The organism is Halomonas sp. I1 (assembly GCF_032334135.1).
In the GTDB taxonomy this organism is placed as follows: Bacteria; Pseudomonadota; Gammaproteobacteria; order Pseudomonadales; family Halomonadaceae; genus Halomonas.
Genome location: NZ_JAVXUS010000001.1, coordinates 444,716 through 458,188, shown reverse-complemented (window position 1 = coordinate 458,188; position 13,473 = coordinate 444,716). Strand labels below are relative to the sequence as shown.

General features: G+C 65.0%; 10 protein-coding genes. 6 read left to right on the top strand and 4 right to left on the bottom strand.

Annotated features, from left to right (window positions below; translation table 11 throughout):
* Window positions 1–39 precede the first annotated feature (39 nt).
* Window positions 40–1,386 (top strand): nucleobase:cation symporter-2 family protein, encoded by a 1,347-nt coding sequence (locus tag RSO41_RS02075; protein WP_315617311.1) that lies wholly within the window; start codon window positions 40–42, stop codon window positions 1,384–1,386.
* 82 nt (window positions 1,387–1,468) lie between these two features.
* Here the strand turns inward: RSO41_RS02075 and RSO41_RS02070 are convergent, their stop codons facing one another.
* From RSO41_RS02070 to RSO41_RS02060, 3 genes are all read right to left on the bottom strand, one after another.
* Entirely contained in the window at window positions 1,469–3,205 is a 1,737-nt protein-coding gene (locus RSO41_RS02070; RefSeq protein ID WP_315617309.1) for an OFA family MFS transporter, read from the bottom strand.
* Between the two features lie 269 nt (window positions 3,206–3,474).
* Window positions 3,475–5,469, bottom strand: coding sequence for a cache domain-containing protein (locus tag RSO41_RS02065; RefSeq protein WP_315617588.1), 1,995 nt, complete (start codon window positions 5,467–5,469; stop codon window positions 3,475–3,477).
* A gap of 10 nt (window positions 5,470–5,479) precedes the next feature.
* Window positions 5,480–6,847, bottom strand: coding sequence for a sigma-54 dependent transcriptional regulator (locus tag RSO41_RS02060; RefSeq protein WP_315617307.1), 1,368 nt, complete (start codon window positions 6,845–6,847; stop codon window positions 5,480–5,482).
* Window positions 6,848–7,167: 320 nt separating this feature from the next.
* On the opposite strand from RSO41_RS02060, the gene bhcR reads away from it, so the two are divergent.
* Entirely contained in the window at window positions 7,168–8,004 is an 837-nt protein-coding gene (gene bhcR / locus RSO41_RS02055; protein ID WP_315617305.1) for an HTH-type transcriptional regulator BhcR, read from the top strand.
* A gap of 8 nt (window positions 8,005–8,012) precedes the next feature.
* On the opposite strand, the gene RSO41_RS02050 is transcribed toward bhcR, so the two are convergent.
* Window positions 8,013–8,471, bottom strand: a complete 459-nt coding sequence (locus RSO41_RS02050) for a MarR family winged helix-turn-helix transcriptional regulator (protein WP_315617303.1) — start codon at window positions 8,469–8,471, stop codon at window positions 8,013–8,015.
* A gap of 130 nt (window positions 8,472–8,601) precedes the next feature.
* Here RSO41_RS02050 and hmgA point away from each other — a divergent pair, with 130 nt between their 5' ends.
* The 4 genes from hmgA to RSO41_RS02030 all read left to right on the top strand — a co-directional run bounded on the left by hmgA (window position 8,602) and on the right by RSO41_RS02030 (window position 13,468).
* Window positions 8,602–9,909, top strand: coding sequence for a homogentisate 1,2-dioxygenase (gene hmgA / locus RSO41_RS02045; protein WP_315617301.1), 1,308 nt, complete (start codon window positions 8,602–8,604; stop codon window positions 9,907–9,909).
* Window positions 9,910–10,088: 179 nt separating this feature from the next.
* A complete protein-coding gene (locus tag RSO41_RS02040; RefSeq protein ID WP_315617299.1) occupies window positions 10,089–11,108 on the top strand; it encodes a fumarylacetoacetate hydrolase family protein in 1,020 nt (339 codons plus the stop codon).
* Window positions 11,109–11,127: 19 nt separating this feature from the next.
* The gene (gene maiA / locus RSO41_RS02035) at window positions 11,128–11,772 is read left to right on the top strand and encodes a maleylacetoacetate isomerase (RefSeq protein WP_315617297.1); all 645 of its coding nucleotides are present in this window, start codon (window positions 11,128–11,130) and stop codon (window positions 11,770–11,772) included.
* Window positions 11,773–12,250: 478 nt separating this feature from the next.
* Window positions 12,251–13,468 (top strand): multidrug effflux MFS transporter, encoded by a 1,218-nt coding sequence (locus RSO41_RS02030; protein WP_315617295.1) that lies wholly within the window; start codon window positions 12,251–12,253, stop codon window positions 13,466–13,468.
* The last annotated feature ends 5 nt before the right edge of the window (window positions 13,469–13,473 follow it).

Below are 13,473 nucleotides of genomic sequence, written 5' to 3'. Positions count from 1 at the left end.
CATCAACGGGTTCCCAACAACGACAACAGGAGATACCCAATGTCGACACCCGATGTCGCCACCGAGGCCAATCAGACGAAGGTGCGCAGCACCCACGACGTCAACGCCATGCCGCCCCTGACACGGGCCATCCCGCTGGGCATCCAGCACGTACTGGCGATGTTCGTCAGCAACGTCACCGTGCCCATCATCATCGCCGGCGCCGCCGACCTATCGGAGGCCCAGACGACCCTGATGATCCAGGCAGCGATGTTCGTGGCCGGGGTAGCGACCCTGGTACAGTCGCTGGGGCTCGGCCCCATCGGCGCCCGTCTGCCCATCGTGATGGGCACCAGCTTCGGCTTCGTGCCAGTCCTGATCCCCATTGCCGTGGGCATGGGGGTACCCGCAGCGCTCGGCGCGGCACTGTGTGGCGGGGTCGCCATGGCGCTGGTGGGCCTGTTCCTGCCCTGGGTACGTTTCCTGTTCCCGCCGGTGGTGACCGGTACCTTCGTGATCATGATCGGCACCCTGCTGATGCCGGTCGGCTTCGCCTACGCCGCCGGCGGCTTCGGCGCCGAGGACTTCGGGGCCGCCCACAACCTGCTGCTCGCCGCCCTGGTGCTGGTGATCATCCTGGGCCTGCACCAATTCGGTCGAGGCATCTGGTCCGAAACCGCACCCCTGATCGGGCTGGTCATCGGTTTCATCGTCGCCGCCGCCCTGGGCTACGTGGACTTCGGTTCGGTCGCCCAGGCGGACTGGTTCTCGCTCCCGGTGCCCTTCGCCATCGGCATCGAGTTCCACCTGGCCGCCATCGTGCCGGTAGTCCTGCTGGCGGTGGTCACCTGCGCCGAATCCATTGGTGACATCGTCGGCACCACCTCGGGTGGCATGGACCGCGAGCCGACCAAGAAGGAGCTGTCCGGTGGGGTGATGGCCGATGGCCTGTCCAGCGTCTTTGCCGCCATCTTCAACGCCTATCCGCAGATCAGCTTCAGCCAGAACGTCGGTATCGTCGCCCTGACCGGGGTGGTCAGTCGCTATGTGGTGGCCATCGGCGGTGGCTTCCTGATGCTGGCCGGCCTGCTGCCCAAGCTGGGCGGCCTGGTCTCGGGCATCCCGAATGCCGTGCTGGGCGGCACGGTGCTGATCATGTTCGGCATGATCGCCAGTGCCGGCATCAAGATGCTGTCCCATATCGACTTCAACAAGCGCAATATGGTGATCATCGGGATCTCGCTGTCGGCAGCCATCGGCCTGCCGGCTCAGGAAGGCATCTATGCCGACTACAGCGAGAACGTCAAGGCGATCATCGAGTCCGGCCTGATCCCCGGCGCGCTGTGCGCCATCGTGCTCAACCTGGTGCTGCCGCGTCAGGACCGTGCCTTCCGCAACGACGTCTGAACGCGCTTCTGCTACACCATGACGAAACGGGGCCTCGCCAGTGCGAGGCCCCGTTTTTCGTCAGGCCGTGTCGCGCGCCCCGCTATTTCGCCGGCGCCGCCTCGGGGTGGGTATTTTCGACATGATGCCGCTCACCCACCGGCCGGATGAACAGGTTGGCGAAAAAGGCGACCACCAGCAACGCCGCCATGGCATACATGGTCGTGTTGTAGAGGCTGGACGTCGGATCCACCGTGTCGGGCGGCACGATCTCCATCAAACGTGCGATGGTGACCGTGTTCGCCTCCACCAGCGCATCCAGTTGGGCCACCGGTGCGCCGAAGGCCTCGCGGAACGCCGCCGGATCGACCTTGGCGACCAGCTCGGTAATGGCGTTGTGACGCGACATGTCGCGCAAGAAGGTGATGGCGAAGGGCCCCAGGATGCCGGCGGTCGACCAGGCCGTGAGTATGCGGCCGTGAATCCCCCCGACATGCAAGGTGCCGAAGACATCGGCCAGATAGGCCGGAATGGTCGCGAAACCGCCCCCGTACATGGTGAAGATCACCATGGTCGCCGCATAGAAGCCCGCCAGATAGATGACAGTCGGATTGCTGCTGACGGCCGATGCCAGGAAGGGAATCGACATGTAGAGCAGCGTGCCCAGCACGAAGAAGCAGTGGTAGGTGTTCTTGCGGCCGATATAGTCCGATGTCGAGGCCCAGAAGAAGCGACCCACCATGTTGAAGACCGAGATCATCAGCACATAGGTCGAGGCAAAAGCCGCGGTGACGATGCCCGGCATCGTGGAGCCGAAGATCTCGGTCATCATGGTCTTGGCCACGCCGATGACCCCGATCCCCGCGGTCACGTTGAAACACAGCATGACCCACATCTGCCAGAACTGCCGTGTCTTCAACGCTTGATTGATGTGCACGTGATGGCGGGTAATCATCGACTTGCTCTCCCGCTCCTCGGGCGGGGTCCAGCCCTCCGGCTTCCAGTCGGCCGGCGGCACCCGATAGCTGAAGGACGCGATCATCATGATGACGAAATAGACGACCCCGAGGGTGACGAAGGTCGCGGCGGCCCCGGTATTCCCCGTGCCCACCGCATAGACGCCGGCTTCGCCACCGCCAGGCAGTTCGGCGGCCTGGGCCGCCGAAGCGACGACCACCTCGACCTGGCCATTGGCCGTCTCGGCGAAACGCCGCCCCGCCTCGGTCATCAGCTCTACCGTATCCGCGCTGCCGAGATAGGCCGGCGCCTCGGCGAAGGCATTGAGCAGGTAGCCGATCAGCGGTGCACCAATCATCGCGCCACCGCCGAAGCCCATGATCGCCATACCGGTCGCCATGCCCCGGCGGTCGGGAAACCAGCGAATCAAGGTCGAGACGGGTGAGACATAGGCCAGCCCCAGCCCGCAGCCGCCGATGACCCCATAGCCGAGATAGATCAGCCACAGTTGATGACTGACGATGCCCACAGAACCGACCAGGAAGCCGCCCCCCCAGCAAAAGGCGGAGACCACACCGACCATGCGCGGCCCGACCTCCTCGAGCCACTTGCCACCGAAGGCCGCGGCGAGGCCGAGGGTGAAGATGGCCACGGAAAAGATCCAGACCACGGATGACAGGCTCCAGTCCCCGGCGGCCGGTGCCACTACCCCGATCTGCCGGGTCAGGGCGGGGTTGAAGACGGACCAGGCGTACACCGACCCGATGCACAGATGGATCGCGATGGAGGCCAGCGGCACCAGCCAGCGATTGAACCCGGGTTTGGCGACAATGTGCTCCTTCAGCAGGAAGGAGAACATGCCGCGAGAGTTGGCGTTGCTCATTGTTGTAATGTCTCCCGTGTTGACCGCGCGCCCCGGTCGGAGCGCTCTCAGAGGGATTTGTAAACACCCTCTCAGGTCGTGATGCGACAAGCTGCTACACCCACGGAAGAATGGGACTCCGCCCCACCGACGTCAAACAAAAATCCTTTATTATCAAATAGATAAAAGGACATCTTGTCACAATCACTGCTCTGGAGGCGGCATCGGCGTGGCCGAATTGTCCTCGGGGCAACCAGGCGATCACGGTGAAACGGGACATTCTGACCTTCTCACCGGCAAGACGGCACCCAGACGGTAAATCGACTTCCGGCACCCTGCTCGCTCACCGCATCAATCCAGCCCCCGGCGCGGGCCATGAGCGTCTGACTGATCGAGAGCCCGAGCCCCGTGCCCTGGGAGCGCTTGGTGGTGAAGAAGGGGTCGAAGATCCGCCTGAGCACCTCGGGCGGCATCCCGCGCCCGCTATCCGTGACGATGATCGCGACCCCCGGCACCCCCTCGACGACGCGATCCTCGGTCTCCAGGGACAGGGTCCCGCCCTCGGGCATGGCATGAATGGCGTTCACCACCAGGTTGATGATGACCTGCTGCAGCTCGGTCCGCTCCACCAGGATGGCCGCCGCGCTGCGGTCATCCCGTTCGACGGTAATGTCGGCCTTCTTCGACAGGTGGCGAGTCAGTACCAGGCAGTCGTCGATCACTTCGGCGGGAATCAGGCGATTGGCCGACCCCGAGAATTCACCGGGACGAGCGAACTGCAACAGCTTGGCGATGATCGCCGAAATGCGGTGCACCTGGTCGTCGATCAGGTCGAACTCGGTGGTGACCTCATCGGCCCGCGAGCCGAGCGTCTGGCGGGCGACATCCAGGTTGCCCTGGATGACCGCCACGGGGTTGTTGATCTCGTGGGCGACGCCGGCGGTGATTTCGCCCACCGCGGCGAGCTTCTCCGACATCACCAACTGCTCGGTGGTGCGTTCCAGGCGTCGATTGGCCTCCTGGAGATCACGGGTACGTTCCTCGACCTTGGCATTCAGTTCGCTCGCCCAGCCACGCAGGCGACGATCCCGCTCCTGAACCTGGTCGAGCAGGTCATCGAGGTGATGGGCCACCCGACTGATCTCGCCACGACCGCCGCCCGACCCGATACGTGCCCCGAGATCTCCCGCCTCGACGCGCCCGATCGTCTCGTTCATGCGCTCCAGCGGCCGAAAGATGCGCCTTGCCCAACGCAGGAAGATCGGTACCGAGATGGCGGTGATCGCCAGGAAGATCACGGCAATGAGAATGATGCTGGTGATCCGCGCCTCGCGAAACGGTGCCTCGAGGAAACCGACATAGAGCATGCCGACCCGTTCGCCGTAGCTGTCGACGATGGGCTCGTAGGCGGAGATGTACCAGTCGTTGACCACGAAGGCACGATCGAGCCAGACCTCGCCCCGTTCCAGCACCTGCGACCGGACCTCCGCCGACACTCGGGTACCCAGAGCGCGTTCGCCCTCGAACAGGCGCACATTGGTCGACACCCGGACATCATCAAGGAACAGGGTGGCCGTGCCCTGACTCCCCTCGGGCAGGCTCCGATCACGATAGACCAGGTCATTGATGGTATCGATGAAGTCGAGATTGCGGTTCAGCAATTGCCCGCCGACCAGGGCCGCACGCTGGCCATCCGGCAGCCTGACCGGCGCCGCCGCGTGCAGCATCATGCCGTTCTCTACCACGCGGCGGGAGGTCGGCACCGCCGCCCGGGTCGGCACGATCGGCACCCTCGCCCGCTCGGCCAGGGATGGCGACAGCCCCGTCAACTGCTCATGGTCGAAGACATCGACCGCACTGCGCGTGGTGCCATCGAGCGCCGCACGCACCACCGGCCAGTCACGGGCCGCATAATCCGACAGGGAAGGCGTATCGGATGAAATGATGCGCCCGCGACGCGTGACCACGTACAGAAAGTCGAGCCCGAGCGCACGGCGGCGGCGCTCGAGAAAATCCGACGCCGTGTCCGGTTGCGCCATGCGCTCGGCAAAGGCGACGGAAGCCCCCAGCGACTCGATGCGGTCCCCCGAGTTCTTGCGCAACCGCGCCATGTACTGATGGGCAATGGTCAGATCGCCATTGACCTTCACCGTCAGCAGGTCGTCCACCTTCCCGGACCAGCGCAGCACCGCCATGCCCAGCAGCAGCGGCAGCAGTACCAGCATCGGCAGCAGGGCGATGACCAGCAGGCGCACGCGCACCGACCGTGTCCAGGACGGCAACACCCACCTCATGTCAGATGCCCCAGGCGGCGCACTTGCGATCCACGGTCTTGCGCGAGACACCGAGCCGCCGGGCGGCCTCTGCACGGTTGCCGTGAGTCGCCTCCAGGGCATCGAGGATCTGGCGCCGCTCGACGATCTCCAGTGTCTCGATCTCCGTCTCGGGTGGCGGCGCCAGCGTCTCGAGCGGGAAGCGGCCGAAGATCAGGGAGCGCTCGACGAAGTTCAGCAGTTCCCGAATGTTGCCCGGCCAGCGGTGGCGCAGGATAGCCGCCCGGGTAGTGGCATCGATCGCCAGCCGTTCCAGACCGAGCTGGCGGGCAATCTCGGACATGAACAGCTCGGCCAGCGCCAGGGTATCCGCGCCACGGCGCCGCAACGGCGGCATCTTGACCTCGATGACATTGACGCGGAAGTAGAGATCTTCCCGGAAATGCCCCGCGGCCACTTCACGAGCCAGGTCCTTGGAGGTCGCACACACGAAGCGCAGGTCCAGCGGCACCTCTTGTTCGCCGCCCACCGGTCGCACGGTGCGGTCCTCGAGCACCCGGGTCAGCGCCAGCTGCGCGGCAGCCGACAACTCCCCGATCTCATCGAGAAAGACCGTTCCCCCCTGGGCGGACACCAGCAACCCTTCGCGATATCCTTCGGCCCCGGCGAAGGCGTTGCGCGTATGGCCGAACAGCTCGATCTCCAGCATATCGGCGGGGATCGCCGCGCAGTTCACCGCCACGAAGGGATACGACGCACGTTCCGAGGCGGCATGCAGGTGTCGCGCGGCCACCTCCTTGCCGGTGCCGGACTCGCCGCAGACCAGGATCGGCGTCGGCATGTTGACCACTCGTCCCAGGGTTCGGCGCACCTCCTCGATTTCCTCGGAATCGCCGATGAGCTCGCTGCGACGCCGCCGCCAGATATCCGTGCTCTGCAACTCGTGGCGCAGCAAGGTGTTCTCCCGCTTGAGCTGGCCCAGCTCGATGCAGCGACGCACGGCATTCAACACCTGATTGGAACGCACCGGCTTGAGGATGAAGTCACGGGCACCGGCACGCATCGCCTCGATGGCGGTATCCAGGTCGGCATAGGCCGTGACCACGATGGTGTCGGCGATGGCACCCTGACGGTGCCGCTCGGCAAGCCACTCGATACCGTTGCGTCCGGGCATGACGTTGTCGAGCAGCACCACATCGAAGCTCGTCTGGTGCATCCGGGCCTCGGCCTGGTCGACATCCTCGGCCTCGACGACCTCACGGCAATACAGGCGCAGCGTCTTCACCAGGAAGTTGCGCATGCCCGGCTCGTCGTCGATCACCAGCACGGCGGCCCGTGCCAGCAACCCGGTCAGCTCGTCCTCTCGATGTTCTTGATCGTGTTCTGGCATCGCCACTCTCCCCCGATAACGACGCGAACGCTCGATGATACGTCAACCGAAAGGCCTGGCGGGCACCTCTACCACCAAAGATGAGTCTGGAAACCATTTCCGAAAGCGAGACAGAACGACAACGACACGGTATGCTGACGACTCAGGAAACGCTGAATAAATAGCCGAGCATAGTGAAGCGCAAGACGCGTGGAGCACAGAAAGCGAGACATAACGAGGGGTTAGGCGAGCTTTCGAGCACCGCGCAACGAAGCGATTTGCATGCGCAGGCATTTAAGTAGTGTTTCCCTCAACAACAGCAGTGACTCGGGAGACAAGAGGTGAGCGAAGGCAGGCGCAGAACAGCGGGACGGCCGGCAACCGGCAAGAGCAGCGGCGGGCACAGCCAGTCGCTGGTGCGCGGGCTCAATCTGCTCGAACGCCTGGCGGGCAGCCCCGGCGGCCTGGCCCTGTCCGAGATCGCCGAGCAATCGGAGCTCGCCCCCTCGACGACCCACCGGCTGTTGCAGGCTCTCCAGAGCCAGGGCTATGTCACTCAGGACAACGAGCTCGGAGTGTGGAAGATCGACGTCAAGACCTTCCGCATCGGCAACAGCTTCCTCGAGGCAAGGGACTTCGTCGGCACCAGCCGCCCCTTCCTCCGCCGCCTGACCACCCAGACCGGCGAAACCGCCAACCTCGGCGTACGCGAGGGCAGCACGGCGGTCTTCCTCGCCCAGAGCGAGTCACCGCAGATGATGCGCATGATCACGCGTCTCGGGTCCCGTGCGCCCCTGCACGCCTCCGGCGTCGGCAAGGCGTTGATGGCCTGGCTGCCGGACGACGAATTCGAGCGTATTCTCGACGAACGCGGGCTGGCACGGGTCACCAACAACACCCTGCACGACCCGGTCGCCCTGCGCGAGAGCATGGCCGAGATCCGTGAGCGGGGCTATGCCTGCGATCGCGAGGAGCATGCCGTCGGCCTGCACTGCGTGGCCGCCTGCATCCACGACGAGCACGGCACCCCGCTGGCCGCCATCTCCGTTTCCGGCCCGGTCGCCCGCATTCCCGAGCCCCGGCTGCTGGAACTCGGCGAGCTGGTTCGCGATGCGGCCAGCGACATCACCGCCCGGCTCGGCGGCCGCGTTCCCGCCCCGAACGACGTACCGGCCTGAGCCGCCGGCTACTCGCCTTCCTGGAGCCGGTGCTCGAGCCGACCCATCATGTCGAGCAGCCGACGGTATTCGTCCGTCGTCAGCGGCGCCACCAGCTCCGCCTCCCATGTCCTGACCCGCGGAACCAGTTCGATCATCAGTGCCTGGCCGGCTTCGGTCAGGCGTAGCTCGTGCAGGCGCTGATCCCGTGGCGACGGACGGCGTACGATCAGCTCGCGTCCTTCGAGCACCTGAACGGCCCGCGACACCCGGGCCTTGTCCATGCGCGTCGACGCACAGATCTGCTTGGCCGTCAGCTCATGCCGATGATGCAACCAGGCCAACACCCGCCATTGCGCCACATTCAGGTCGTAATGGGCTTCATAAAGCTGCGCCAGAGCCTCGCTGACGCGATCCGCCAGCCGATCCAGTCGATAGGGCAGGAAATGGTCGAGATCGAAGTCCGTCGGCGGCGTTTCGGCAGTCATGAGTCACCCGGGCGCGTCGTTCAGGCAGATAGTCGGATAGCGCGTACTGAATAGTTGCACATGAAACCATATGCGACTAGCATTCTCCATATAGTTTCATATGAAACCATATGCCGAGAGGTCGCCCAGAATGACAACATCGCTCGACTATCAGCGTGGCTTTCGCAATCACTTCGCCACCGAAGCCCTGGCAGGCGCACTGCCCGATGGCCAGAACTCACCTCAGCGCTGCCCTTACGGCCTCTATGCCGAGCAGCTCTCCGGCTCGGCGTTCACCGCCCCGCGTCATCACAACCTGCGCAGTTGGCTGTATCGCATTCGCCCCTCGGTGGTACAGAGTGCCTACGAACCCCTGGAAATGGAGAAGGTGGCGACCTCACCACTGGCCAACCCGGCCGCCGATCCCAATCAGATGCGCTGGGACCCCGCCCCGCTGCCGGAGGCCCCCACCGACTTCATCGATGGGCTGCTGAGCGTGGCCGTCAACGGCAACGCCGACGCCCAGACTGGCTGCGGTGTGCACGTCTACGCCTTCAACCACGACATGACCGAGCGCTTCTTCTACGATGCCGACGGTGAACTCCTGATCGTCCCGCAGCATGGCGGCCTACGGCTGCGCACCGAGATGGGCGAACTCGACGTCACCGGCGGCGAGATCGCCGTGATTCCCCGTGGCATCAAGTTCCAGGTTCGCCTCGCCAACGACAGCGACGCCGCACGCGGCTATATCTGCGAGAATTACGGCATGCCCCTGGAGCTGCCCGATCTGGGCCCCATCGGCGCCAACGGCCTGGCCAACCCACGAGACTTCGAAAGCCCGGTGGCCGCCTATGAGGATATCGAGGGCGACATCGAGCTGGTGGCCAAGTTCTCCGGTCGCTTCTGGACCACCCGCCTGGATCACTCCCCCCTGGACGTGGTGGCCTGGCACGGTAACTACGCGCCCTGCAAGTACGACCTGGCGTGCTTCAATACCATCAACACGGTGAGTTTCGACCACCCCGACCCCTCGATCTTCACGGTGCTGACCTCGCCATCGGACACCCCGGGGATGGCCAATATCGATTTCGTCGTCTTCCCACCACGCTGGATGGTCGCCGAGCACACCTTCCGCCCGCCCTGGTTCCACCGCAACCTGATGAGCGAGTTCATGGGGCTGGTCCATGGCACCTACGACGCCAAGGCCGAAGGCTTCCGGCCCGGCGGCGCCAGCCTGCACAACTGCATGTCGCCGCACGGCCCGGATGCCGACACCTTCGAGAAGGCCTCGACGGCAGAACTGACGCCTCAGTATCTCGGCAATACCCTGGCCTTCATGTTCGAGAGCCGCTACGTCTTCCACCCCACCGAGGCCGCACTGGCCGCCGACTTCCGCCAACGCGACTACGTGGACGTCTGGTCGACGCTGCAACGCCACTTCGACCCGACGACCCGCTGAGCTGACGACGGTGATGAGCGCCGGGGACAAGACGCAGCGAGGGTCTTTTGCCAGGGATGGCAAAAGTAGCGCCCAGGGAAGGGTTTACAGCGCCCTCGCGGAGTCTTGTCGACGGACAAGCTCATCACTTTCCAGCAATCGACATCCGCACTCCCTCTGACAGCACAGGAACGACACCCATGAAACTCGCTTCTCTCAACCAGGGCCGCGACGGCGAACTGATCGTGGTCTCCCGCGACCTGACCCGCGCCGTGCGCGCCACCGACATCGCGCCGACCCTGCAGGCCGCCATCGAGAACTGGGATGCGCTGGCCCCCCGCCTCGAACAACGCTACGCCCAGCTCAACGACGGCCAGGCCGAGGGCGCCTTCGATCTCGACCAGACCGCCCTGCATTCCCCCTTGCCGCGCACCTACCACTGGGCCGATGGCTCGGCCTACCTCAACCACGTTCAACTGGTGCGCCAGGCGCGGGGCGCCGAAATGCCGGAAACCTTCTGGACCGACCCCCTGATGTACCAGGGCGGCGGCGATGCCCTCCTGGCCCCCACCGAAGACATCGAGGCCGTCAGCGAGGAGCACGGCATCGATTTCGAGGGCGAAATCGCCGTGATCACCGACGACGTGCCCATGGGCGTCGACACCAAGGCCGCCGCCGACCACATCAAGCTCGTGATGCTGGTCAACGACGTCAGCCTGCGCGGCCTGATTCCCGGCGAGCTGGCCAAGGGCTTCGGCTTCTTCCAGGCCAAGCCGGCCTCCAGCTTCTCACCGATCTGCGTGACACCAGACGAGCTGGGCGACGCCTGGAAGGATGGCCGCGTCCACCTGCCGCTCACCGTTCACCTCAACGGCGACACGTTCGGCGAGCCCGAGGCCGGCCCCGACATGATCTTCGGCTTTCCCGAGCTGGTGGCCCACGCCGCCCGTACCCGTCACCTGGGCGCCGGTGCCGTCATCGGCTCGGGTACCGTCTCCAACCCGGACGCCAATGGCGGGCCCGGCAAGCCGGTCGCGGACGGCGGCGTGGGCTACAGTTGTCTGGCCGAGGTGCGCATGGTCGAGAAGATCCTTCACGGCGACAGCAGCACCCCCTTCATGCGCTTCGGCGACCGGGTGCGCATCGAGATGTTCGACCGCGATGGTCAGAGTATCTTCGGCGCCATCGACCAACAGGTCGTGAAATATCAGCCACACTGAATCTCGAGGAGGCAGGCAAATGACGACACTCTACGGCTATTTCCGTTCGTCGGCCGCCTACCGGGTACGCATCGCGCTGAACCTGAAGCACCTGGCCTATGACCAGGCCCCGATCAACCTGGTCAAGGGCGAGCAGCGAGACGACGCCTTTCTCGCCCATAACCCCCAGGGCCTGGTACCGGTGCTGGAGACCGACGATGGGCTGCGACTCACCCAGTCGCTGGCGATCTGCGAGTATCTGGAAGAACGCCACCCCGAGCCAGCGCTGCTGCCCGAGCATCCCGCCGACCGCGCCCGGGTCCGAGCGCTGTGCCAGGTGGTGGCCTGCGAGATCCATCCGCTGGACAACCTGCGAGTGCTCAAGTATCTGGTGAATGAGCTCGGGGTCGATGACGACGCCAAGCTGACCTGGTACCGCCACTGGATCCACCAGGGCTTCGCCGCCCTCGAGGCCATGCTCAGCCGGGAGGCCGGCAGCGGCGACTTCTGTCACGGCGACGCACCGACCCTGGCCGACGTCTGCCTGGTGCCTCAGGTTTACAACGCCGAACGCTTCGAGTGCGACCTCTCGGCCTACCCGCGGATCCGGCGCATCACCGGAAACGCCCGCGCGCTGGATGCCTTCCGGCTCGCCGCCCCCGGCGAGCAGCCGGATACCACCTGACCGCCTCTCTCGCCGGACATGACGGCTGGGCCTTCCAAAAGGGCCCAGCCAGCACGCTCTTTCCCTCCCGAGCCACCTCCCGTCATCTGATACGGCACCTTGTGCGTTTTCGCACACAAGTGACGCCTTTCACTAGGCACGCCTCTCGCAGAGACACCCATAACCGCACCGACGCGTTCGAGGGCGAAGCCGACGGCAAGACGCTCTCCACCCGGGTACAGGTGATCTTCCGAGGACATTTGACGACCTGGCCTGATGGCGTCGCACGCCTGGCCGATGAGCAGCAAAATAAAAACTGGGTTATAATGAGCGGTCTAAGAAAGATCGTCACCAGCATCACCTCCAGGCGGAGGCGGTGACGAGTCCAGGATGGCTCGATCCATTCGGCGCCCCAGGGCGTTACCCGACGACAGGCGGGCACGGCACACGCCGGCCCGCCTGTCGCGTCCCTGGCGATCACTCACTCATGGAGCAGGACGTGCTGAGGCTGACCTCCCCCGCCACCGTAGTGCTATTGGCCACCTTGACCGCCCTTGGGCCCCTGGCCACCGACATGTATCTACCCGCCATGCCCAGCATGGCCGAGTCGTTGTCGACCGGGCCCGACGAGATCCAGTTGACTCTGAGCCTCTACATGGCCGGCTTCGCCCTGGCCCAGCTGTTCTGTGGACCGATCTCCGACCGTTTTGGGCGTCGTCCGGTGATGATCGCCGGATTCGGCCTCTTCCTGCTGGCCAGCCTGTTGTGCATGCTGGCCAGCAATATCGAAACTCTGCTCGTCGGCCGTTTCCTGCAGGCCTTTGGCGGCGCCGCCGGACCGGTGCTGGCCCGCGCCGCGGTACGCGACATCTTCGGCCCTGTCGAGGCCAGCCGCGTGCTCTCCTACATGGCCAGCACCATGGCGCTGGCACCGGCACTGGCGCCGGTCATCGGCGCCGGCCTGCTGTTGTTCTTCGGCTGGCAGGCCATCTTCACGTTGCTGGCACTGTACGCCGGGGCGATGCTGCTGTTGCTGGCATTCGCGATGCCCGAGCCGCTGCCCGCCGAGCGACGCCAGTCGATACAGCCCAGTGTGATTCTGGCCAATTTCCGTATGCTGCTGACCCAGCGCACCTTCCTCGGCTATACCCTGACCAATGCCACCGGCTTCGCCGGCCTGTTCGCCTTTCTCTCCGGCTCGTCCTTCGTGCTGATCGACTTCATGGGATTGACGCCCTTCGAGTACGGCATCGGTTTCATGCTGATCGTCGCAGGGTTCTTCGTCGGCTCATTGCTCAGCGGCCGCTACAGCCATCGACTGGGGCGCGATCGGCTGCTGCAATACGCCACCCTGCTGTGCGCCCTGGCCGGCACCACCATGGCCGGACTGGCGTTCGCCGGCATCTACGCCGCCTGGGCGATCATCGGTCCGCACATCCTGTTCCTCGTCGGTTTCGGCATCCTGATGCCCCAGAGCATGGCGGGAGCCCTCGCGCCCAACCCGCAATGCGCCGGCTCGGCCTCTTCGCTGTTCGGCTTTCTGCAGATGACCGTGGCGGCACTGATCGGCACCCTGGTCGGCCAGTTCCATGACGGCACCTCCCACGCCATGGCCCTGACGATCGGCCTGGCCGGCATCCTCTCGATGGCCAGCTTCTGGTGCCTGGCCCGGCCCGCCTCGCGGCAGGCCGATGCCCGTCTCTCACCGGCGAAATGAGGGTA